Consider the following 24299-nt stretch of genomic DNA (forward strand, 5'->3'; position numbering starts at 1 on the left):
GTATAAGATAACAGATTGGATAATAACGATAGATTTTATAAAAATTTTGAGGAGAGGGGTTTTTAAGTTACATATAATCCTTTAATTGAAAGATAAGTGTATCTTGATTATTTCTCAACACTAATTTAGTGCCAATTAATTGAACATTTGCCCCATCAATAATCAGTTTTTTAATCACATTATCAAGTAAATCTAATTGTTTATTCTGACAGTTATTGTTGGTCATATTAATTATATGGCCTTTGATCATATTATTTTCAAGTTTGACTTGAGCTGAAAATTCACTACATATTTTTCCAATCATAATCATATTTTCGCCAAATTCTAAATCAACATTTTTGAAAATAGGTAAACTCAAACCATTATTTTCCATCAGGATATAATGGTGATGCATAAGATCCTGTTCATTGATGCTATTTGAAAAAGCGCATCCAGTTGAGTTAAATATTAGCGAAGCAGATAATAATAGTAATAGTGATTTCTTCATTTAATCTCCTATAAATAAGGAATATTTGCTATAATTTATAACAATTATAATTGTGAATAATATACTCAACGCCTTATGGTATCTAAACAATTAAACAAATTGTCGTCAATGACTTTCTTAGATCAACTGAAAATAAGAAAGCTTATTAATAAAAAACAAAATATTGCTGAAATTGAATCAGCAATTGATTTAGCTGTTGAACATTATAATGTTCGATTACAATCTTTACCTGATCATATTGATTTTCCTAGTAATTTACCTGTAGTTGAAAAAAAACAGGCTATTTATGAAGCAATTAAACATCATCAAGTGGTCATAATTGCTGGCGAAACCGGCTCAGGTAAGACGACACAAATTCCCAAAATATGTCTAGAATTAGGGCTAGGTGTTAAAGGCTATATTGGTCATACTCAACCTAGAAGATTAGCCGCTCGTTCGGTAGCCAATCGTATTGCTGAAGAATTAAAGACGGAAATAGGGCAATTAGTCGGTTACAAGGTTAGGTTTTCAGATCATGTCAGTGATAGTACATTAATTAAATTGATGACTGATGGGATTTTATTAGCAGAAATTCAACAAGATAAGCTATTACTGCAATATGATACTATCATTATAGATGAGGCTCATGAACGTAGTTTAAATATTGATTTTATTTTAGGATATTTAAAACAACTATTACCTAAACGCCCTGATTTAAAAGTTATTATCACTTCGGCAACAATAGATGTTGAACGTTTCTCTAATCATTTCAATCATGCACCGATAATTGAGGTATCAGGTAGAACCTATCCAGTTGAAGTTAGGTATCGGCCAGTGATTTTTAGTGAGGATTCTGAAAGCGATAAAAACAATGATTTTCAACCAATCATTAATGCTATCGATGAGCTTTCATCGGAAAGTACTGGTGATATACTCATTTTTCTAACCGGAGAACGTGAAATACGTGATCTTGCCGATACATTAAGAAAATTGGAGTTGAAACATACTGAAATTCTACCTTTATATGCAAGGCTATCGGCATCAGAACAAAATCGCATTTTCCAACCGCATAATGGACGACGAATTGTATTAGCAACTAATGTTGCTGAAACATCGCTCACTGTTCCAGGAATTAAATATGTTATCGATCCTGGCTTAGCCAGAATTAGTCGTTATAGTTATCGTACTAAGGTGCAAAGATTACCAATTGAACCAATTTCTCAAGCATCGGCAAATCAAAGAAAAGGGCGTTGTGGTAGAACATCAGATGGTATTTGTATTCGACTTTATGATGAACAGGATTTTCTATCGAGGCCTGAATTTACTGAACCAGAAATATTACGAACAAATTTAGCTTCAGTTATATTACAAATGACATCATTAGGATTAGGTGATATTGCTGCTTTTCCGTTTGTGGAATCACCTGATTCTAGATATATTCGTGATGGTATACGGTTATTAGAAGAACTCGGAGCCATTTACACTAAACATCATCATTATCACTTAACTGATATAGGACGAATTTTATCTCAATTACCTATAGATCCTCGATTAGCGAGAATGTTAGTTGAAGCAAGACAATTAGGTTGTATCAAAGAAGTGATGATTATTACCGCTGCACTATCAATACAAGATCCTCGAGAACGTCCATTTGATAAACAGCAAGCTTCTGATGAAAAACATCGACGATTTGCCGATAAAGAATCAGATTTTATCTCTTTTATTAATTTATGGAATTATATTGCCAGCCAACAAGCAGAATTATCGGGTAATCAATTTAGACGTTTATGTCAAAAAGAATACCTAAATTATCTGCGTATTCGTGAATGGCAAGATGTTTATACGCAAATTAGGCAAACTGTTAAACAACTAGCATTTCCGATTAATAGTCAATTAGCGGATTATCGTTCATTACACATTGCACTATTAAGTGGTTTATTATCGCATGTTGGGATGAAAGAAATCGAAAAACATGAATATATTGGTGCTCGTAATATTAAATTTGCTATTTTCCCTAATTCAGCGATTTTTAAAAATCAACCAAAATGGTGTATAGCTAGTGAATTGGTTGAAACCAGCCGATTGTGGGGTAGAACTGCAGCCAAAATTGAAGCTGAGTGGATCGAACCAATAGCTAAACATTTAGTTAAATACAGTTACAGTGAGCCGAGATGGTCTAAAAAACAAGGAACAACCATTGCTAATGAAAAAGTCACTTTATATGGATTACCTATTGTTGCTAGTCGCACAGTTAATTACAGTAAAATTGATCCAATATTAAGTCGTTCTTTATTTATTCGCCATGCGTTAGTGGAAGGTGATTGGCAAACTAACCACAGTTTTTATAAGCAAAATCAAAAATTAATCAATGAAGTTGAGGATCTTGAACATAAGTCTCGACGTCAAGATATTTTGATTGATGATGATGACCTATATAATTTTTATGACCAACGAATAGATAAATCAGTAATTTCTGCAAAGCATTTTGATACATGGTGGAAAACAAAACAAAAAGTTGATCCAGAATTTCTTAATGTTGAAAAAAATATGTTGATCAAACCGTCAGCACAACCGGTGAAAGTGAATGATTATCCAGATTTTTGGTATCAAGACAATTTAAAGCTACCTTTAAGTTATCAGTTTGACCTTGGTAATGAACGTGACGGCGTCACAATCACTATTCCACTAAATATCCTTAATCAGATAAAAAATAGTGGTTTTGATTGGCAAGTTCCTGGTTTTCGCTATGATTTAATTATTTCATTAATCAAGTCATTACCTAAATCATTACGTAAAAGTTTGGTACCTGCACCTAACTATGCTGAAGCTTTTTTGAGTAGAGTCAATTCAACAGCATCGCCGTTACTTGAAACGTTGCAAAATGAATTTAGAAAAATGACCGGCACTAGGATTGAGCCAACAGATTGGCAACTTGATCAAGTACCTAGTCACTTAAAGATGAATTTCAGTATTGTTGATCATAATCGCGAAATTGCTTTCGGCAAAGATTTAGTTAAACTTCAAGAACAACTTAAAACAGAAGTTCAACAAGCTTTATCATCCTTAACCCAGAAAAAATCGATTAAAATAGAAAAGAATAATATTACAGATTGGGATTTTGGTTCTTTACCTGCAATCTATGAAGAAAAACAAAACAATTACACAATTAAAGCTTATCCAGCGATTATTGATAATCAACATTCAGTTAGTATTAAACTTGTTGATTCTTTGGAAGAACAAAAGCGATTAAGCAAGTTAGGTATTCGACGATTATTAATCCTCAATATTCCATCACCCATAAAATATTTACATGAAAAACTGCCAAACAAATCTAAGTTAGGTTTATATTTTAATTCGTTTGGCACTGTACTTAATCTTATTGATGATTGCATTGCTTGTGGCGTTGATCATTTAATAGAAAAAAACAACCAATCTATTGATAATAAACAACAATATCAACAACTTCTTACTTACACTAAAAGCCATATCAATGAAACTGTTGTTGATATTGCTAAACAAGTAGAATCAATATTAACGTTACACTTTAATATTAATAAAAAATTAAAAGGTCGAGTAGATCTATCCCTTGCTTTTGCTTTATCAGATATCAAACAGCAAGTCAGTGAATTAGTCTATAAAGGGTTTGTTGCACAAACCGGTTATGACAAACTTCCTGATATTTATCGCTATTTATCTGCGATTGAAAAACGCTTAGAGAAGCTTGGTTCGAATATGGCTAAAGATAGACAAGCAATGAATATAATAGAAGAAGTTAAGAATGAATATCAAACTTGGCTAAATAGTTTGCCAGAAAATCAAAAATCATTAAGCAAAGTGACTAACATTAAATGGATGATTGAAGAACTAAGAGTTAATCTTTTTGCCCAACAATTAGGAACACCTTATCCAATTTCAGCAAAACGCATAAGACAACAAATAGAGACTGTATCGACAGAGTTATAATTTTAGAATCTATAATCTGATAAGTTATGAGAATAAAAAGAAGGGCGCTTAGGCGCCCATTTTTGATTATCGATAAAGATCAACAAATACCGTAATATTTGGACCTTTAGTATCATGCGCTACACGAGCAATATGATAATATTTTGCGCCAGCTTCAATCGCACGTTTACCTGCTTGATAAGAAATTTCTTGATCAGTGACATAATAGCCTCTGAATTTTAATGTATCAAATGCAACCATTTTAGCTGCTGTAGCATCATTGAGTTCTTGTATTTTTCTACCGTCAGGCAATGTTACGGTGTAACGAGTCACTCTTTGTGGTTCTGTAGCAACAGTACTTGTTGTTTCAGTATTTGATGATGTTGCAACTTTACCTGTAGTCGTTGTGGTAGTCGTTTTATCTATAACTTTATTATTAAATTTATCAGCATAATATTTTTCATTAAACGCTGAAGGAGAATAATAACCAGGTTTTTCAACCTGCATTGCAGCATCGCCACCTTTAGCTAAAGCTAATTGACCCGCTTCAGAATCATAAGGAATAGCATCTTCAGGTTGTAATTTTCGTTCTGGTGCATCTTTTTTGAATAAATAAGCTGCAATTTGTAAATTACTACCTATTTCTGAACGTGAATCAATATAGAACCCATAAGCCCCTTTAGCTGAAGCTTCTTTAGCAATTGCTTGATTGATGTCATAATCGGTTGGGAAGTAACCACGAATACGAACAATATTAAATGGTTCTAAACGAATAGCTTTTGATTTTGGATATTCATAAACCCCTTCAAACTTACGTAAACTTTCCGCTTGTTCTACAGCTTTAGGTGCATCTGATTTATACAATTTAGCATAAACAATTCGTAAAGTATCATTAGATGGACTAATATTGGTAGTAGTAATATAGAAAGAAGCCGCACCTTCATTATCAGCAGCTTTAGACATAGCCATAAGGTAATCGCTATCGGTATAAAAAGCACCTCTAATAGTAATGCTCTTGTAAGATTGCATACTATTAGCTTGTTCTTCAGTTAACTGCTGGGCAGCGAATGAAGAACAGGGGATAAGTGCAATAGTTGCTGCAATAAATGTTTTCTTTAAACTTGTCATATAAAAAACCTTACAGTAAATTTTAATTAATTTAGTACAGATAAATTTAGTTACATATTTCTATTAAAGCTTCTAAATTATTAATATATATGTATTTCCCTTTAGCTGTTAAAATATTTTGTTCTTGTAATTTTGATAAATTCCGGCTAACGGTTTCAATCGTCAAGCCTAAGTAATTGGCTATATCAGCACGACTCATTGCCAGTTTGATATTTAAAGAAGTATGTCCTCTTTGTTGATATCTAAGATAAAGAGAATAGATAAAAGTAGCAAGACGTTCATCAGATTTTTTTTGCGAATAACAGAGAATTAATTTTTGATAATTATATATATCTGTACTTAATAATTTAAATATCAGATCACGAACATCTTTGTTACTGTCAATTAATGACATTAATTCATCATAGTAAAGTTCACAAAGCGAAGTATTTCCTAATGCTTGAATATTGCTATTATATACCTTAGTTGAAATGGAATCTAAACCAACGATATCCCCAGGTAAATAAAATCCATTAATTTGTTCTGTTTTTTCTGGAGTAGTGACAAACGTCTTTAATGCACCAGAATGAACAATATAAAACTTTTTAAATGGAGTTTTTGATTTAACAACTATTTCATCTTTTAAATATGATTTTTGCCGTTCTAAAACATTACTTAGTGAATTATTAAGTAACATAGGGATACACAATCCACCAATACTACATAATTCACAAGGAACTGAATAACTATTGCTACGCAATGTTTTATAAATAGTGTGCATATAAACCTAAATAGAATCGTTAAAGATTTTAATTGTTAAGATTACCATATTTTATGATAAAACAAAAACTAACTATATAGTTTATATTTTATTATTCAATAAATAGAAAAGAAATAAAAAATTATTATTAAATAATTAAATTATCCCTTTTTGGTATTTTAACTTATTAAAAATCTCATTTTACCGAGTAATAAAGAGATAAACGGGGATAGATTATAATATCTATTATTTAACATAATATACATTATGCGCACTGATACGTTTTATAAGAGGCGACCTAAATAATGATACTAACAGCAAAATCTTAGTAGTATTTTATTCCTGCTCGATTCAAAAAACCAATATTTAAACTCTTTAAATTTCACTTACGATTATCGAATTTAATTTATAAAATTTCGATTTCATGGAACATCTGAAATTAAAATCAAATGTTATATTGAATTGCTATCGCATTCAATGAACTATTATTATTAATTATAAAATAGTTTTATTATATAGAGTTTAAGCGCTATAAATTAAAAATTAGATCATCAAGAGGAAAAAATATACTCAATCCATATAATGATTATAGATAATACGTATATAATCTATTAAAAATTTGGCAATTCAATTCAAATAGAAAAAACAATGACATACAATTATTAATTGTACATTTTTTGATTTTTAGCCAACGTTGTCAGCTGAAGGTATAAAAATATGATGTAAATTTATTAGGTTATTTTATCAATAAAACCTTTAGAATAAAGCTCAGCTTTTACTGAATCAATTAACCTTGAATAAACCAAATTGCCAATTTTATTATTACTGAATAAGTTATCAGTCTGTAATAATAAAGTAATTCTGTCCTTTCTTCTTTAAGTTTATTCATGATGTTTATAACATCATCTGGAATTTTTCTGCTTCCGCTTTCCCTATATTGCCATGCTCGCTTTGAGCACTTACCGATATATGTTACGGCATCTGCAACATAAAGAAAAAATAAACGCCTAAGCGCTTTCAATTCGATATTAGTCATATAAATCTTATTTTCAACTATTAGCTAATGAAATTGAATAAAATCCATAATATTTATCACAATAAGAATTGATTCAAGTCAAATATTGCTTATTCTATAATACGTTAATAAATATAATCTTAATAATCAATACAAGATCGTTAGTTGAGTGCTACTATAATTATTTTTGTTATTAATAAATTATTATTTTGGAAGTTATCAGAGTAGTAATGTAACCGCCCTTTTCTTTTGAGATAATTTCATTATAAATCAGTTTGTTAAAGTTAGAATAATGTATATTATGTTAAATATAACATATTATTACGAACTTAATTCTTCTTTAAAAAAGAACTAATTTATTCAGTAAATTTTGTTTCTTTGACTGTAATTATTTATTGGTTAATAAAATCAATTCACTTCCTGGTAATGGCATTTTTAAAATGTATTTTTTGATTTTACCCCAAACTTGCATTTCACAGGCTTTGCAATTAAATTTCAGTATTAATTCTTCATTATTATTTTGTATTAATTTCATTGGTGTTACTTTTGTTTTCACACCTTGAATACCTTTGGCTTGTTTAGGACATAAATTAAACGCAAATCTCAAACAATGTTTTGTAATCATTAATGGCGCATCATCTTTAATTTCATGTGCTTCAAAAGCACTTTCAATTAGTTTAACGCCATGCTGAGTATAAAATTCTCTAGCTTTATGATTATAAATATTTGCTAAAAAACTTAGCTGCTCTTCTGGATAAATTGGCACAGGTTCCGTTTGTGGTTTACGTAACTTTCTTTGGTAATGAGTTAGCCGTTCCAATGTTAACTTATCAATAATATCTCTTCGTAATTGATTTAATTGGCTACTTGGAATAAAAAATATCTCGGTTAAATTAACCGCTAAATCAGTAAGGTAATATATCGTTTGGCCCAGTTTTGATAAGCTATCTTTTATATTTTTGAGTGCTTTATCAGATTGTTCAGCTAATTCAAACTCACCCTTTAAAGTAATTTTTACACTACAGCCCTCTTCACTTGTTGCTATCAATTGAACAACATTTGATTGATTGAACAATTCAAATGCTACACCAATTCGACGACTACTCGATTCTTTTAATAAAGCTTGTTGCCAATTGTGATCAAGGTTACGATTAATTTGATAAGGTAATTTTAAGGAATGAAATACCTTAGGTAATTCATTAGGAAACACTCGATAATGATTATTAGCAACTTTTTCAACTTTATCAGCTCTGAATCCTACGATTTCACGCTTTACCAAGACGTTTAATCCATCACCATTCGTTAAAACTTTTTCAGATTTAATATCAATTGTTTGGTTAGTAACTTTCGTCATCTCACCGATAGGTAAGCCAATAAATTTAGGTGAATCAAAAGCGCCAATATTGGCTTGTCTACCCCGAACAAAATAATCAGTAGCACCTCGATGAAATGTTCTATTGGGATCTGGAGTGAATGAATGTTGAGTTCTACCACTTGATGCACTTGCAAAATCATCCGATTTTTCTAAAATTTCATCGAGTTTTTTACGATAAAATGCCGTTATATTTTTTACATAGCTTAAATCTTTATAACGTCCTTCTATTTTAAATGACCTAACTCCAGCTTGTATCAATTCGATTAAATTTTCAGATTGATTATTATCTTTCATTGATAAAAGATGTTTTTCATAAGCAACAACACGGCCTTGATCATCCTTTAATGTGAATGGTAAACGGCATGCTTGCGAACAATCACCTCGATTGGCACTTCTACCCGTTTGAGCATGAGAAATATAACATTGACCTGAAAATGCAACACATAAAGCCCCATGAATAAAAAATTCGATATTGGCATCTATTTGTTGATGAATATTCGCTATTTCAGTTAAGTTTAATTCTCGAGCTAGAACTATTTGCGAAAAACCAACATCTGAAAGGAATTTAGCTTTTTCCGGGGTTCGAATATCCATTTGCGTGCTAGCATGTAAATCTATCGGCGGAATATCCATGGCTAATATGCCCATATCTTGAACAATTAAAGCATCAACTCCAGCATCATATAATTGCCAGATCAATTGTCGAGCTATCTCAAGTTCATTATCGTGCAAAATAGTATTTAATGTGACAAAAACTTTGGCATAAAAACGATGGGCAAACTCAACTAATTCGGCTATATCATTGACTGAATTACCGGCATTATGACGGGCACCAAAATGCGGGCCTCCAATATAAACTGCATCAGCCCCATGTAAGATTGCTTGTTTGGCAATGTCTATGTTTTTCGCAGGACTAAGTAATTCAAGTTTATTATTGTTGGTTTGCAGGTACATATTAAATCTCTAGGAATATTATCGATTGATAAAATAAATGGCAAATATTGTTGCTATTTGCCATTAAGGTTTTATTTGTTTATTAAGCCAATATTTAAAGTTTTATTAACCAATAATTGATTGATTTCTTAAAGCTTCAATTCGTTTTTCTAAAGGTGGATGAGATAAGAATAGTTGCGAAAATCTGGCTTTCTTCTCACCATTAATGCAAAAAGCTAAAATTGACGCTTCTTCATTTGGTTCATGGCTTACTTTTAGTTTTTCTAATGCAGCAATCATTTTGGCAGAACCTACCAATTTTGCAGAACCTGCATCGGCATTAAATTCGCGGTAACGCGAGAACCACATTGCAACCATACTTGCTAAGATTCCAAAGATAGTTTCAAATATCATTGCTATCACGTAATAGGCTATATCAGCTAATGCTTCACTACGATCTTCTATTACTTTAGCAAACATTGACGCTATAATTCGTGAAATAAAGATAACAAACGTATTTAGTACACCTTGTAGGAGTGCCATAGTCACCATATCGCCATTTGCTACATGACTCATTTCATGACCAATTACCGCTTCTGCTTCATCTTGGGTCATTGCCGCTAATAATCCGGTACTTACCGCAACTAAAGAACTGTTTTTAGTCGCTCCTGTTGCAAAAGCATTAATATCATCTGCTTCATAAATTGCTACTGCTGGCATCTTTAATTTAAGTTGATCTGATTGGCGACGTACGACATCAAGTAACCACTGTTCTTGAGCATTACGAGCCTCTTTTATCACTTGACCACCAACAGAACGTAGTGCCATTCTTTTAGACAAAAGAAGTGAAATAAATGAACCGCCAAAACCAAAAATAGCTGCGAAAATAAGTAGTGCTAAGGTACTCTGGGCATTCACGCCAAAAATACTCAGAATTATACCAAATACAAACATAACCGCTAAGTTAGTTAGAAGAAACAATCCAACTCGCATCATATACAAATTCCTCATTACTTTGCTTAATTTAAATAATTTCATTTAAGAAAATGAATAAAATTTGATATATGATCGCAAAAATGCTGTATTCCTACAACCTATTTAGTTACAAAATTAAAAAAAGAAAAATCAATTGATTAATAAACAAACAACGACAAGCTTAATAATTTTTTATTTTTGAGAGAAAATGTTTTGGAGGAGACCCTATCAGCCACATCCCACACACATATTTTTTACTTTGGCTGCTTCCTTCCGGACCTGACCTGATGAGCAAAAAAATGTTGCAAGAGGACCCATAGAGCCTCCATAGAGGAGGTGTATTATGCTTGATTCAGCAATTAATTACAATAATTTTTTAACAAAAAAGTAAACAACCTTTTTGTTGTAATAACAACAAAAAGGCTATTACTTACAAAACAATTTTAAAAAAATTTAATTATAAAGTTAAATTTTTCTCAATTCGTTCTCTAAATTTAATACCTGGTCTAAATGTGACAACTCGTCGAGCTGAGATATCTACACTCTCACCAGTTTTAGGATTACGACCTGGACGTGAATTTTTATCACGAACAGCAAAATTGCCGAATCCAGAAAGTTTAACTGGCTCACCTTTTTCTAAAGCAACGCGAATTTCTTCAAAAAAAAGTTCAACAAGGACTTTAGCTTCTTGACGATCAATATCAAATTTATCGGCAAGACGATCTGCAATATCAGCTTTAGTTAATGTCATAATTATCATTCTCTTAATAGGGCATTGAAACGATTCTGTAAAGCAATAACACAATTGCTTACAATGTTTGTTATATCTTCTTCTTCCAGTGTACGTGATTTGTCTTGTAAAATCAAACTGATAGCAAGGCTTTTTTGATTATTGTCAATTTTATCGCCTTGATAAACATCAAACAAGTTAACTTTTACAAGTTGCTCACCACCAGCACGCTTACACTCAGAGATAATATCCGCCGCTGGAATTGTATTTGATACGACGACAGCTATATCACGTTTATTTGATGGATATTTTGATAACTCATGAGCAACAGGAACTTTTTTATCATTAATTTTAGCTAAATTTATTTCAAAAACAAGCGTTTTACTATTTAAAGATAATTTTTTTTCAATTTCAGGGTGTAAAACACCAAAATTGCCGATAACTTCGCCATTCAACAAGATTGCAGCACTTTGCCCAGGATGTAATGCATCAAGTTCCGAACGTTTATATTCAATATTATCAAAACAGCCTAAAAGAATAAATAACTGTTCTAAATCCCCTTTTACATCATAAAAATCGATATTTTGTTTAGGTAATGTCCAATGTTCTTCATATAAACTTCCAGTAACAACACCAGATAACATTAATTCTTGACGAACACCAAACTCACAGCTTTCATCTGGTATAAATCGTAATCCAGTCTCAAATAATCGCATGCGAGATTGTTGGCGATTTTGGTTGTATAACACTGCATCTAATAAGCCAGACCATAAAGACAAACGCATAACCGACATTTCACTCGAAATTGGGTTTGGTAATGTAATTTGTGGTTGTTGTGGATATAATGTTTGCTGAATTTTAGGGTCAACAAAACTATAAGTTACGGCTTCTTGATAGCCTTTGTCCACTAGTAGATTTTTTACTCTAGATAAGGAAATTTTATTTTCCGGTTTTGGTTTCATCACCGATTCAATTTTCATATTCACATTAGGAATATTGTTATAGCCATAAATCCGGGCAACTTCTTCAACTAGATCTTCTTCAAGTTGTAAATCAAATCGCCAGCTAGGTGATTTAACCGTCCAACTATCATCATTATAGGCAACTTCACAACCTAATCTTACTAGAATATCGGTAATCTTTTGGGTTTCAATATGATAACCAATAATGCGATCAATTCTGTTTCGACGTAATTCAATTGTTGCTTGAACTGGAAGCTCATTTTCATTCACAACTTCAGTAATAGGCCCTACTTCACCGCCACAGATTTCAACAATCAATTGAGTTGCTCTTTCGATTGCAGCTGATTGTAAATAAGGATCAACACCTCTTTCATAGCGATGAGAAGCTTCAGTATGTAAACCATATTCACGTGCTTTACCTGTTATCGCTAATGGAGAAAAGAATGCTGATTCAAGAAAAATATCTTTCGTTGATGCAGTTACACCTGATTTTTCACCACCCATAATACCGGCGATTGCTAATGCTTTTTGCTGATCAGCTATGACCAATGTTTTTTCATCAAGCTTAACCTCGTTGCCATTAAGTAAGACAAGCTTTTCATCTTTATTGGCATAACGCACAACAATGCCTTTGTCAATCTCAGCTAAGTCAAAAGCGTGCATTGGATGACCGAGTTCTAATAAAACATAGTTAGTAACATCGACAATGGCATCAACAGAACGAATACCGCCTCTACGTAACTTCTCTTTCATCCATAGTGGAGTTGAAGCATCAACTTTAACATTTTTGATAATGCGACCTAAATAACGAGGGGCTGCTTTAGCTGCATCAACCTGAATAGGTAAAGTATCATTTATTGTATGAGTGATATTTTCAACTTTTAGTTCTTTCATTGGGATATTGTTTACAGCAGAAATATCTCTCGCAACACCAATAATACCAAAACAATCGGCACGATTTGGTGTAACACTAATATCAATCATTACATCATCTAAATTTAAATATTGTCTTATATCTTGTCCTAAAGGGGCGTCCTCTGGTAATTCAATAATTCCATTATGGTCGTCAGAAATGCCTAACTCAGAATAAGAACACAACATCCCTTCCGATGGTTCACCGCGAAGTTTTGCTGCTTTGATTTTAAAATCACCAGGTAATACAGCACCAATTGTGGCACAAGCTACGGTTAAACCTTGACGGCAATTAGGTGCACCGCAAACAATATCCAATAATTCAGGTTTACCAATATCTACTTTGGTTACTCGTAATTTGTCAGCATTAGGATGCTGTTTACATTCAACAACTTTACCCACGACTACACCGGTAAAATTACCAGCAACTTTTTCAATATCATCTACTTCTAAACCAGCCATAGTTAACTGATCTGATAATTTATCGCTACTTATTTCTGGATTGATCCATTCACGTAGCCAACTTTCACTAAATTTCATGTTTTGATCTCCAGAACTAATTAAATTGCTTTAAAAAACGTAAATCATTTTCAAAGAAAGAACGTAAATCTGTGACACCGTAACGTAACATGGTTAATCTTTCGATTCCCATTCCAAATGCAAAACCACAATACTCTTCAGGATCAATACCTACGTTACGTAACACATTTGGATGAACCATACCACAGCCTAACACTTCTAACCATTTACCATTTTTAGCTTTAATATCAACTTCGGCTGAAGGTTCGGTAAATGGAAAATATGCAGGTCTAAATCTTATTTCCATATTATCTTCAAAGAAGCAGTGAAGAAAATCATGTAATAAACCTTTTAAATGCGTAAAACTAATATCTTTATCTACCAACAACCCTTCCATTTGATGGAACATCGGAGTATGGGTTTGATCATAATCGTTTCGGTAGGTTCTACCTGGAGCAATAATTCGAATTGGTGGTTTTTGATTTTCCATAGTTCGAATTTGAACAGTAGAAGTTTGGGTTCGTAATAAACGTTTTGCATCAAACCAGAATGTATCATGATCAGCACGAGCAGGATGATGTGCAGGAATATTTAAAGCATCGAAGTTATGATAATCATCTTCTATCTCGGGTCCAGTTTCAACAGCAAAGCCTAATTCCCCAAAAAACTCAACCAAACGGTTAATAGTTTTAGTTACTGGATGCAATCCACCTAATTCAAGTGATTTACCTGGAAGAGTAATATCAATGGTTTCATTTGCTAATTTTGCATTAAGAGCCTGACGCTCTAAAAAGTGACGTTTTTGATTTAATAACTCAACAACTTCTTGCTTTGCATCATTAATTTTCTGACCTACGGCTGGCCGTTGTTCAGCTGGAACATCACGTAAAGACGCCATTTGCATGGTAAAATAGCCCTTTTTACCAAAATATTCCACTCGAATCTGTTCGATAGTATTAATATCATTAGCACTTTCAATAGCGGATTTGGCATTGCTTACCAGTTCAACTAATTGAGACATACAGTTCTCCTGCTTATTGTTTATTACATAAAAAAAGCCTCTTCTGAGGCTTTTATAATTATTTTTCGTTTCTCATTTGCCTCATAAACGAATGAGATTATCGAAGCTAAAAAAGAAATGAAAAATAACTAAATTCATAATCAATCAACTCTTAAATATCGTTAAAACAATAAAAGCCGAGATAACCCGGCTCTTATAAAGCTATTAAAGTGCAGCTTTTGCTTTTTCAACTAATGCAGCGAATGCATTTTTATCGAATACTGCGATATCAGCAAGGATCTTACGATCGATTTCAATTGAAGCTTTCTTTAAACCATTAATGAAACGGCTATAAGATAAACCACATTGACGAGCAGCAGCATTGATACGTACAATCCATAATTGACGGAATTGACGTTTACGTTGACGACGGTCACGGTAAGCATATTGTCCAGCTTTAATTACTGCTTGGAAAGCAACACGATATACACGTGAACGAGCACCATAATACCCTTTTGCTTGTTTTAAAATTTTCTTGTGACGTGCACGAGCAATAACACCACGTTTAACACGAGCCATAAACTATATCCTCTAAATAATTAATCAATATTTAAGCGTATGGAACACACGCCACTACTAAACCTAAATCGCCTTTTGACACAGTAGTCAAACCACGTAAATGACGTTTACGTTTAGTTGATTTTTTAGTTAGGATATGGCTCTTGTTAGCTTGTTTATGCTTAAAGCCACCAGAAGCTGTTTTTTTAAAGCGCTTTGCTGCGCCTCTTACAGTTTTAATTTTAGGCATTTTATAATTCCTACTTCGCATTGTTAATAAAAATAAAATAATGGTGTAATTTTTAGAAAACTAAAGATTAACTTGCAAAACCATTACTTCTTCTTCGGCGCTAACACCATAATCATTTGACGGCCTTCAATCTTAGTTGGATAAGATTCAATTACCGCCAAATCAGCTAAGTCTTCTTTAATGCGATCAAGCATTTCAGTACCTAACTGTTGGTGAGCCATTTCACGTCCACGAAAACGCAACGTAACTTTAGCTTTATCGCCATCTTCAAGAAAGCGTATCAGGCTGCGGAGTTTTACCTGATAATCGCCTTCGTCTGTACCAGGTCGGAATTTAATTTCCTTAACCTGAACAACCTTTTGCTTCTTCTTCTGTTCTTTTGTTGCTTTACTCTTTTCATAGAGGAACTTGCCATAATCCATAATTCGACAAACAGGTGGCTCTGCATTAGGACTTATTTCAACTAAATCTAATGTTGCTTCCTCAGCTTGTTTTAAAGCTTCGTCTAAGCTAACAATGCCGAGCTGTTCACCATCGACGCCGGTTAACCTCACCTCGCGAGCAGTAATCTCATCATTGATTTTGTGCGCGCGTGTTGACTGAATTCGTTTACTGACTTTAATATCTCATTCCTCCAAATTAATTTATCATTAATTCATTTGTTCTAATGAACGACTATGAATTTCATTAAGCAATAATTCTATAACATGTTTCACTTCAAAGCTACCAAGATCTTTACCTTGGCGAGTTCGAACTGAAATTGTTCCTGATTCCATCTCTTTGTCTCCACAAACAAACATATAAGGAACACGTTTTAGAGTATGCTCACGAATTTTAAACCCTATTTTCTCATTTCTCAAGTCCGCTTTTGCTCTAATGCCAACTTTTTGTAGTTGCTCGGTTAATTGTTTGGCATATTCGGCTTGATTATCAGTGATATTAATAACCGCTACTTGTAATGGTGCTAACCAAGTTGGGAAGAATCCAGCACAATCTTCGGTCAATATGCCCATGAAGCGTTCCATTGAACCAAGTATAGCTCGGTGAATCATAACAGGAACATGACGTTCATTATCTTCACCAACATAAGTTGCATCTAATCGTTCTGGTAACATAAAGTCAAGTTGAACTGTACCACATTGCCATGCTCGACCTAAGCAATCATGTAAAGTAAACTCAATTTTTGGACCATAGAATGCACCTTCACCAGGTAAATATTCAAATTCAATGCCATTTTCTTGCAAACATTCAGCTAAATCTTTTTCTGCTAAATCCCAAGTTTCATCCTTACCAATACGTTTTTCTGGACGAGTCGATAATTTAACCGTGATATCTTTAAAGCCAAATGTACTATAAGTATCATAGACCATTTTGATACAACTATTTACTTCACTTCGAATTTGCCCTTCAGTACAAAAAATATGCGCATCATCTTGTGTAAAACCACGTACACGCATTAAACCGTGCAAAGAACCTGAAGGTTCATTTCGATGACAACTACCAAACTCCGCCATACGTAATGGTAAATCGCGATAAGATTTAAGACCTTGATTAAAAATTTGCACATGGCCAGGACAGTTCATTGGCTTAATACAATATTCACGGTTTTCTGATGAAGTAACAAACATTAATTCTTTATAGTTACCCCAATGCCCTGTTTTTTCCCAAAGTACACGATCCATCATAAATGGACCTTTCACTTCTTGATAATCATATTCTTTCAGTTTGGTACGAACAAAAACTTCCAATTCACGGAAGATAATCCAACCATCATTATGCCAAAATACCATACCTGGTGCTTCTTCTTGCATATGATAAAGATCAAGTTGTTTACCAATTTTACGATGATCGCGTTTCGCCGCTTCTTCTAAAAATTGTAAATAACTGTCGAGTTGTTTTTTATCTCCCCATGCAGTTCCATAGATGCGTTGTAACATTTTGTTATCACTATTACCACGCCAATAAGCGCCAGCAACTTTTTGTAATTTGAAATGGTGACAAAAACGCATATTAGGAACATGTGGTCCACGACACATATCAATATATTCTTCATGATGATAAAGTGCCGGAGTAGAATCTTTAGGAATGTTTTCATCTAAAATAGCAATTTTATAAGGTTCGTGACGTTCCCAAAAGACTTCTCTTGCACGTTCCCAACTCACTACTTCTTTTTTAACTGGGTAATCTTTTTTGGCCAATTCATGCATGCGTTTTTCTAAAGCATCAAGATCTTCCTGAGTTAAAGAGTGATCTAAATCGACATCATAATAAAAGCCATTATCAATGGTAGGCCCGATAGCCATTTGAGTATTAGGCCATAATTGTTTGATGGCATGTCCTAATAAATGTGCACAAGAATGACGGATAATTTCAAGTCCATCTTCATCTTTAGCGGTAATAATAGCTAACGTTGCGTCATGCTCAATAACATCACACGCATCTTTACGTTCACCATTAACACGGCCTGCGATACAGGCTTTAGCAAGCCCTGCACCAATACTTTGTGCAACTTCTAATACAGTAACAGGTTTATCAAATTGACGTTGACTACCATCAGGAAGAGTAATAATTGGCATAATAAATCCTTATAACAGTGGTGCGCCACACGAAAGCGCACATGCGTACATAAATAAATAGACGGAGTATACTATCACTTATCATAAGGATTTTAAATAGGCTTGAACTTGATTTAAAAATAGATTTATCTCTAGTGATTAAATACATCCTGATTTCATAACGAATAAAAACAGACATTACCCTATTTTTAATTATTAATAGCCTTTTTAGTGATTATTTTTGATTAGGAATCAATAAAACGATGTTGTAATCGAATATGAAAATAATAGTTATGACCTAGCTATTATTCACTAATTAAAAAGCTAGGTCTCAAAACAGATTATAATTCGGTTAAATATGTTTGCGGTAAAATAGGCATCGGGCCACTTTGAGTACAAACATATGCAGCGATGTGATTGGCTTTACTATTAATTTCTTGTAATTGTTTGCCTTTTAAATATAGCACGCTGCTTATTGCCATAAATGAATCACCAGCACCAACAGTATCAATTGGGGTGATTTTTTCAGCAGAACAATGATTCTGTTCATTTTTAGTAATAAGATGACTACCTTCACTACCACAGGTATAAATTAACAACTCAAGTTGATAATGTTCATTTAGATAATTGAAAAGCGCTTGCGGATCAGCTTTTATCTTCAATAAATCAGCAACAATTGGTAATTCTTCATCATTTAACTTTAAGATATTGGCATGTTCAATACACAAAAGTAAAGTCGCGTTATTATAATGATTTTGACGTAAATTAATATCAACAATAATTTTGCTTCGTTGTGATCGATGATTAACAATCTTTTGCAATAGTTCGTGATTATGTATATTACGTTGAATTAAACTGCCGAAATAGATTGCATCTAAATCATCTTGCTGAATAAGTTCTAATAATTGATCTGTTAATTGAATATCATCCCAAGCAACAGGATTAACAATATCATAAGTGGGTTTACCGGCTGAATCTAATTTAACTAATACCGTTCCAGTTGGATAATTTGCAGATATTTGAATTTGTTGTGGGATTTGCAGTTTTTCAATCTGTTCACGTAATTCTCTACCATTGTCGTCATCGCCAATTGCTGAAACTAATATTGCATTTGCTCCAGCTGATTTAGCATGATAACAAAAGTTGGCGGCAGCTCCGCCAATCTTTTTCCCATTAGGTAAACAATCCCATAAAAATTCACCTATTGCAACAATCTTTATGTCATTCATCTTCGATTAACCCTTGTTTGACATCAATATTTTTTTCCATACTATCGGCTTGCTTCTGCCAATCATCAAATTGACCATATGCAGTATAAATCGTTGAACCGGTAGGTAATTCTGGATACTCATTTTCACCATTAGTACCCCAATTAACCCAACCGGAATCTTTACGTTGAACAATTTGATAACGTCCGACAATATTACTCGTATACCAAACCATAGCATAACCTGATTCGGGATTTATTTCAGCCGTTTTATTTGCAGCAAGTGGAAAAATCGTTTGTTCTGGCACACTATTAACATCTACATCTTTAGCAAATAATACTTCTTTGTTTCGAGCGCTATTATGCACAACATGATGAGCTTTACGCAGAATAGTTTTAACGTGTGCTTTTATTTCTTCATCACTTAAAATACCTTCTTTAACACAAAATAGGCGCCAGAAGAAATCCCAAGAAACTGCATTAATATTATCACCAATGGACTCTCGATAGAGTCTTGCATTTGGTGGAAGTTGATCTAGTGGTTGCGATAAAATTCGATTAACTTCATCAGCTAGAATATTGGCATAAAGATCACCTTGACGATAAAATGTACCGCCATAGCTAGCAAAACGAGAAAATACCACATTATTTTTACCACTTTCATACTCATCACCAACGGTGATCTTATTTATGACCGGCATACCATCAACAGAAGTTTCAAAATCATCAACATAATAAGTACGTCTAAACCATGGTGATTGATAGAAAAACTCCCAAACAATTGAAAATGATTTATCATGCAAAGCTGGATCTAAGCCATTAGGGATTTTACCATTAAAACGATAACGACAATAAATTGGACCTTCAACTTCTGTTTCACACTCTACGATGGTATGCTCAGGCGGATTAATTAATCCATTGGCAGGAGTAAAAAAGGGTCCATAAAAACCACCTATAGCATTAGAGCAATCTTTAATCAAATTACGACCTTCTGCTTTAGCAGAAAAGTAACGAATACCCCATTTCCCATATGATGTCCCGTCTGCAGTACCACGACATAATTCTAAAATATAGTGGCCTGTATCAAGTCTTTTTACACCATCATTCAAAGTAGGCACTAGTTGTTTTATGCCATTTGCATTATCTACAGGCGTTTTCTCATCAAGATACAAATTATAATTTTCAACTAACTGGTCTAAATTAGTTACTATAAAGGCGATTGAGCAAGCAGAGATTAGTGTATCGGTATCATCATCATAAACGATATCAAACAATTGATGAGGTATAACTTTCCCTTGCTCATTAACTAGTTTTAATTTAGACGGATCTATTGGCTGTTCTTTGAAAAAAAGACGCGCGATTACCGGTTCATTATGTCGAGTAATACCATCTGGGTTATTTAACATCAAAGTACATTTTTTCATTTTATTGTCCTATTAATTAAATTTGCAATTATTCATACATTTAAAAACAAATTAGTCTAAATTAGTTTGCTTTCTTGCGTTTTAGCATATCGACATAGACGGCTAAAAAGATGATTACGCCTTTTGCAACTAATTGCCAAAATGAATTAACCCCCAATAAATTCAAACCATTGTTAATAATTCCGATAACTATCACACCTAAAATAGTGCCACTAATGCGACCTATTCCACCTGACATTGAAATACCACCGAGCACACAAGCTGCTATAGCATCCATTTCATAACCTTGTGCAACTGATGGTTGTCCTGAATACATTCTTGCAGCCAGCACTATCCCTGCGAAAGCAGCCAAAAAACCCGCAATGGTATATACAATGATTTCAACTCGTTTGATGGCAATACCTGATAATCTTGCTGCCTCACGGTTACCACCGAGAGCATAAATATAGGTACCTAAACGTGTTCGATTAACTACCACCAACATAACGACAATAAATACCAACATATAGATAACTGGATATGGAATCATGCCTAAGTAACCTGTACCTATGCTGGTAAACCCCTCATCAAAAATACGAATTGATTGACCACCACTATAAATATAACCTACGCCACGAGCGATCATCATCATTGCTAATGTAACGATGAATGGAGGAATACCTGTATAAGCAATAGCGACACCATTTGCCGCACCACATAAAGTACCAATAAATAAACCCAGCATAATAGCTGGAACAATGCTCATTTCACCGATTGAAATAAATCCAACTGTGAGTGTACCCGCCATAGCGACGATCGAACCTACCGATAAATCAATACCACCCAATATGATGATCAATGTCATTCCTAACGCTAAACACATATTAGTGGATACTTGTCTTAACACTGAGAGCATATTTTCTTGGGAAAGAAATACCGGACTAGCAAAACTTAAAATGATACTAATTAATAGAAGCGCAATTAAAATCCCTATATTATTAGTAATAAAATTTTTGAAACTTCTAATAATGATATTATTGGTTATTGTAGAGTGATGATAGCTCATATCATCTGATTGTTTCATAGATTGGCTAGCCATTTTAAGCTCTCCCTGTTGCTAATTTCATAATTTTTTCCTGTGTTAATTCTGATTGCGATAATTCACCTTGAATTTGTCCATTCGCAACAACACAAACACGATCACACATATTGATAATTTCTGGTAATTCTGAGGAAATCATAATAATAGCCATGCCACTTGCACAAAGTTCATCAATGATTTGATAAATTTCGGCTTTAGCACCAATATCAATTCCTCGAGTAGGTTCATCTAAAATGATGATTTTCGGTTTAGTTGCTAGCCACTTAGCTATCACAACTTTTTGTTGATTTCCGCCACTAAGCTGACCAACAATTTTGTCAGCATCTGGGGTTTTTATATTGAGCTTATTAATATAGTATTGAATGATATCTTTCTGTTTTTGTTGATTAACAAAACAACCATGCATAAATTGTTTCAATACTGTTAATGTTAAATTGAATGCGATACTATTACCTAAAATAAGACCTTGTTTTTTTCTATCTTCAGGAACTAAAGCTATTCCTATATCAATAGCATCTTGCGGCGATTTGAGCTTAACAAGCTGATTGTCAAAATAAATTTCACCACTATCATATCGGTCTGCGCCAAAAACTGCTTGCATGATTTCACTCCTACCTGCCCCCATAAGACCGGCAAAACCTAAAATCTCTCCTTTCTTTAAATGAAAATTAACGTTATTAAATACTCCTTTTTTCGAAAGATTTTTAACTTCTAATAAACGTTCTCCATTTTGTTGATAGTGACGTTGATAATAATTATTTAAGTTACGCCCAACCATCAATTTGACTAATTCATCAATATTGGTTTGTTTAGTATTGACGGTATCTATATAACTACCATCCCTAATTACAGTTATTCTGTCTGTGATAGTAAATAACTCATCCATACGGTGAGAAATATAAATGATACTTACGTTATGTTCGGTTAGTTTTTTAATCATAATAAAAAGCTGCTCAACTTCTTTATCAGTTAAAGAAGAAGTAGGCTCATCCATGATCAAGATACGAACGTTAAATGAAATAGCTTTGACAATTTCGATAAGTTGTTGTTGTGCAATGGTTAACTCATGTACAGGACGTAACACATCGATCGTTAATCCCATGCTTTCCATCATTATTTTGGCTTTGGTGATCATTTGACGATGATCTTTAAAACCCATGCGTGTTCTTGGTTCTCGGCCTAAGAAAATATTTTCATATACACTAATATAAGGAACTAAGACAATCTCCTGATGAATAACATTAATTCCTCTTGCTTGTGCATCTTTAATACCATTAATTATCTCAGTTTTACCATTAATCTTAATTTCACCGGCATCTGGTTTATAGATGCCGCCAATAATTTTGATTAAGGTTGATTTGCCAGCGCCATTTTCGCCCAACAATCCATGAACTTCACATTGTTTAAGGTTAAAGTGCATATCTTTTAACGCATGGACACCAGCAAATTTTTTTTCTATATGAGATAGTTGTAATGCAACTTGTTCCATATAAATATCACCTTATTGATTTCAATAGATATAACTTGATTAAAGTCAATGATTACTGCCAGACTTTTACTCCATATTGATCAATCATTTCTTTGGTAATTGGAAAAGTTGGTACTAATATTTCTTTAGCAACGCTTTCTCCAGCTAAAACCTTTTTACCAACTTTATAGGTTTCTTTAGCTAATTGAATTGGTGCTTGGGCAACTGTTAACGTTATATCTCCATCGCTAAATGCTTTTTTACCGTCAGGAGAACCATCAACAGTATAGACTTTAACATTTTTAAGTTTATTTGATGCTTTTAATGCAACAACAACACCTAAAGCAGAAGGATCATTTACGGCAAAAAATGCTTGTAAATCAGGATGAGCTTGAATAATATCTTCGGCAATTGGCATGGTGACCTCTAAAGCACATTTGCCATTTTGTTGAGAAAGGACTTCAAATTTACTTCTGTTTTCGCCTAATCCGGCATAAAAGCCATCAGCTCTTAAAACGCTAGCACGGTTGAAAGGACAATCAATAACAGCAATTTTAGCACCATTAGGATAATCTTTAGCCATTTGTTCACCATTAATTTTACCGGCCAAGAAATTATCTGAAGCCACAGTGCTAACCACTAAATCATCATCACTAATAGGATTATCAATCACCACTACCGGGATCTGTTTTTGTTTTGCAGCCAATAATCCTTGGCGGATACCTTCAGAATCAACGGCGATTAAGTAAATAATATCAACTTTTTGATTAATGACATCTTCCATCATTGAAATTTGCTTAGCTTGATCATATTGAGGATCGACAAGAATGTATTGATCGCCATTTTGTTTGGCGATTTCAGAAAATGTATCAGATATTGCTGTAAAAAATGAATTGTTTAAAGTTGAAGTGATAAAAGCAAACTTTATAGGTTTTTTATCATCAGCATTTACAAGTTGAAAACAACTTGTAAAAAGAAAGAATATAATTGTTAAAAACGATGCTATGAATTTTTTCATAAACCCACCTCAGATAATCAAATGATTTATAATAATAATTTC

General features: G+C 33.3%; 19 protein-coding genes and 1 other RNA gene. 1 reads left to right on the forward strand and 19 read right to left on the reverse strand.

Going from position 1 to position 24299, the window contains the following annotated elements; genetic code table 11:
* Positions 1-67 precede the first annotated feature (67 nt).
* Positions 68-487 carry an META domain-containing protein gene (locus B6C84_RS10455; protein ID WP_086354310.1) on the reverse strand — a complete coding sequence of 140 codons (420 nt, stop codon included), beginning with the start codon at positions 485-487 and terminating at the stop codon, positions 68-70.
* A gap of 75 nt (positions 488-562) precedes the next feature.
* Here B6C84_RS10455 and hrpA point away from each other — a divergent pair, with 75 nt between their 5' ends.
* On the forward strand, positions 563-4429 hold the full coding sequence (gene hrpA / locus B6C84_RS10460) for an ATP-dependent RNA helicase HrpA (protein ID WP_086354311.1): 3867 nt from the start codon (positions 563-565) through the stop codon (positions 4427-4429).
* A 66-nt stretch (positions 4430-4495) separates the two neighbouring features.
* Here hrpA and B6C84_RS10465 read toward each other — a convergent pair whose 3' ends face one another.
* The 18 genes from B6C84_RS10465 to B6C84_RS10550 all read right to left on the reverse strand — a co-directional run bounded on the left by B6C84_RS10465 (position 4496) and on the right by B6C84_RS10550 (position 24257).
* Positions 4496-5536 (reverse strand): YdgH/BhsA/McbA-like domain containing protein, encoded by a 1041-nt coding sequence (locus tag B6C84_RS10465; RefSeq protein ID WP_034902728.1) that lies wholly within the window; start codon positions 5534-5536, stop codon positions 4496-4498.
* 46 nt (positions 5537-5582) lie between these two features.
* Positions 5583-6296: a helix-turn-helix domain-containing protein gene (locus B6C84_RS10470; protein WP_034902725.1), complete on the reverse strand. Its 714-nt coding sequence runs from the start codon at positions 6294-6296 to the stop codon at positions 5583-5585.
* 766 nt (positions 6297-7062) lie between these two features.
* The gene (locus B6C84_RS10475; RefSeq protein ID WP_086320275.1) at positions 7063-7311 is read right to left on the reverse strand and encodes an Aca2/YdiL-like domain-containing protein; all 249 of its coding nucleotides are present in this window, start codon (positions 7309-7311) and stop codon (positions 7063-7065) included.
* Positions 7312-7678: 367 nt separating this feature from the next.
* The gene (locus B6C84_RS10480) at positions 7679-9613 is read right to left on the reverse strand and encodes a peptidase U32 family protein (RefSeq protein WP_086354168.1); all 1935 of its coding nucleotides are present in this window, start codon (positions 9611-9613) and stop codon (positions 7679-7681) included.
* A gap of 111 nt (positions 9614-9724) precedes the next feature.
* Positions 9725-10594: a protease HtpX gene (gene htpX / locus B6C84_RS10485; RefSeq protein ID WP_086319936.1), complete on the reverse strand. Its 870-nt coding sequence runs from the start codon at positions 10592-10594 to the stop codon at positions 9725-9727.
* A gap of 202 nt (positions 10595-10796) precedes the next feature.
* Positions 10797-10892: signal recognition particle sRNA small type (gene ffs, locus B6C84_RS10490), an RNA gene on the reverse strand.
* 138 nt (positions 10893-11030) lie between these two features.
* Positions 11031-11324, reverse strand: coding sequence for an integration host factor subunit alpha (locus B6C84_RS10495; RefSeq protein WP_034882129.1), 294 nt, complete (start codon positions 11322-11324; stop codon positions 11031-11033).
* Between the two features lie 5 nt (positions 11325-11329).
* Positions 11330-13717 (reverse strand): phenylalanine--tRNA ligase subunit beta, encoded by a 2388-nt coding sequence (gene pheT, locus B6C84_RS10500; protein WP_086319935.1) that lies wholly within the window; start codon positions 13715-13717, stop codon positions 11330-11332.
* Positions 13718-13733: 16 nt separating this feature from the next.
* Positions 13734-14717, reverse strand: a complete 984-nt coding sequence (pheS, locus tag B6C84_RS10505; RefSeq protein WP_086319934.1) for a phenylalanine--tRNA ligase subunit alpha — start codon at positions 14715-14717, stop codon at positions 13734-13736.
* A gap of 204 nt (positions 14718-14921) precedes the next feature.
* Positions 14922-15275, reverse strand: coding sequence for a 50S ribosomal protein L20 (gene rplT, locus B6C84_RS10510; RefSeq protein WP_024496189.1), 354 nt, complete (start codon positions 15273-15275; stop codon positions 14922-14924).
* A 31-nt stretch (positions 15276-15306) separates the two neighbouring features.
* Positions 15307-15504, reverse strand: a complete 198-nt coding sequence (gene rpmI, locus B6C84_RS10515; RefSeq protein ID WP_034882133.1) for a 50S ribosomal protein L35 — start codon at positions 15502-15504, stop codon at positions 15307-15309.
* A gap of 83 nt (positions 15505-15587) precedes the next feature.
* Positions 15588-16127: a translation initiation factor IF-3 gene (gene infC / locus B6C84_RS10520; protein ID WP_034882134.1), complete on the reverse strand. Its 540-nt coding sequence runs from the start codon at positions 16125-16127 to the stop codon at positions 15588-15590.
* Positions 16128-16154: 27 nt separating this feature from the next.
* Entirely contained in the window at positions 16155-18080 is a 1926-nt protein-coding gene (gene thrS / locus B6C84_RS10525; protein ID WP_086319933.1) for a threonine--tRNA ligase, read from the reverse strand.
* A 320-nt stretch (positions 18081-18400) separates the two neighbouring features.
* Positions 18401-19288 carry a carbohydrate kinase family protein gene (locus tag B6C84_RS10530; RefSeq protein WP_086319932.1) on the reverse strand — a complete coding sequence of 296 codons (888 nt, stop codon included), beginning with the start codon at positions 19286-19288 and terminating at the stop codon, positions 18401-18403.
* Complete coding sequence (locus B6C84_RS10535; protein ID WP_086319931.1) at positions 19281-20690, reverse strand: hypothetical protein; 1410 nt, start codon at positions 20688-20690, stop codon at positions 19281-19283. The genes B6C84_RS10530 and B6C84_RS10535 overlap by 8 nt, the downstream gene beginning before the upstream one ends.
* Positions 20691-20751: 61 nt before the next feature.
* Entirely contained in the window at positions 20752-21735 is a 984-nt protein-coding gene (locus tag B6C84_RS10540; RefSeq protein ID WP_081298904.1) for an ABC transporter permease, read from the reverse strand.
* A gap of 34 nt (positions 21736-21769) precedes the next feature.
* A complete protein-coding gene (locus B6C84_RS10545; RefSeq protein WP_065651131.1) occupies positions 21770-23260 on the reverse strand; it encodes a sugar ABC transporter ATP-binding protein in 1491 nt (496 codons plus the stop codon).
* A 52-nt stretch (positions 23261-23312) separates the two neighbouring features.
* Positions 23313-24257 (reverse strand): sugar ABC transporter substrate-binding protein, encoded by a 945-nt coding sequence (locus tag B6C84_RS10550; protein WP_065651132.1) that lies wholly within the window; start codon positions 24255-24257, stop codon positions 23313-23315.
* Positions 24258-24299: the final 42 nt, after the last annotated feature.

The organism is Gilliamella apis, assembly GCF_002142155.1.
Lineage (GTDB): Bacteria > Pseudomonadota > Gammaproteobacteria > Enterobacterales > Orbaceae > Gilliamella > Gilliamella apis.

Coding starts and splice junctions, on each gene's coding strand:
- B6C84_RS10550 (WP_065651132.1), bottom strand. CDS start 24,257: ATGAAAAAATTCATAGCATCGTTTTTAACAATTATATTCTTTCTTTTT.
- B6C84_RS10530 (WP_086319932.1), bottom strand. CDS start 19,288: ATGAATGACATAAAGATTGTTGCAATAGGTGAATTTTTATGGGATTGT.
- pheT (WP_086319935.1), bottom strand. CDS start 13,717: ATGAAATTTAGTGAAAGTTGGCTACGTGAATGGATCAATCCAGAAATA.
- B6C84_RS10540 (WP_081298904.1), bottom strand. CDS start 21,735: ATGAGCTATCATCACTCTACAATAACCAATAATATCATTATTAGAAGT.
- rplT (WP_024496189.1), bottom strand. CDS start 15,275: ATGGCTCGTGTTAAACGTGGTGTTATTGCTCGTGCACGTCACAAGAAA.
- hrpA (WP_086354311.1), top strand. CDS start 563: ATGGTATCTAAACAATTAAACAAATTGTCGTCAATGACTTTCTTAGAT.
- B6C84_RS10495 (WP_034882129.1), bottom strand. CDS start 11,324: ATGACATTAACTAAAGCTGATATTGCAGATCGTCTTGCCGATAAATTT.
- B6C84_RS10535 (WP_086319931.1), bottom strand. CDS start 20,690: ATGAAAAAATGTACTTTGATGTTAAATAACCCAGATGGTATTACTCGA.
- htpX (WP_086319936.1), bottom strand. CDS start 10,594: ATGATGCGAGTTGGATTGTTTCTTCTAACTAACTTAGCGGTTATGTTT.
- B6C84_RS10465 (WP_034902728.1), bottom strand. CDS start 5,536: ATGACAAGTTTAAAGAAAACATTTATTGCAGCAACTATTGCACTTATC.
- B6C84_RS10545 (WP_065651131.1), bottom strand. CDS start 23,260: ATGGAACAAGTTGCATTACAACTATCTCATATAGAAAAAAAATTTGCT.
- pheS (WP_086319934.1), bottom strand. CDS start 14,717: ATGTCTCAATTAGTTGAACTGGTAAGCAATGCCAAATCCGCTATTGAA.
- rpmI (WP_034882133.1), bottom strand. CDS start 15,504: ATGCCTAAAATTAAAACTGTAAGAGGCGCAGCAAAGCGCTTTAAAAAA.
- thrS (WP_086319933.1), bottom strand. CDS start 18,080: ATGCCAATTATTACTCTTCCTGATGGTAGTCAACGTCAATTTGATAAA.
- B6C84_RS10470 (WP_034902725.1), bottom strand. CDS start 6,296: ATGCACACTATTTATAAAACATTGCGTAGCAATAGTTATTCAGTTCCT.
- B6C84_RS10455 (WP_086354310.1), bottom strand. CDS start 487: ATGAAGAAATCACTATTACTATTATTATCTGCTTCGCTAATATTTAAC.
- B6C84_RS10475 (WP_086320275.1), bottom strand. CDS start 7,311: ATGACTAATATCGAATTGAAAGCGCTTAGGCGTTTATTTTTTCTTTAT.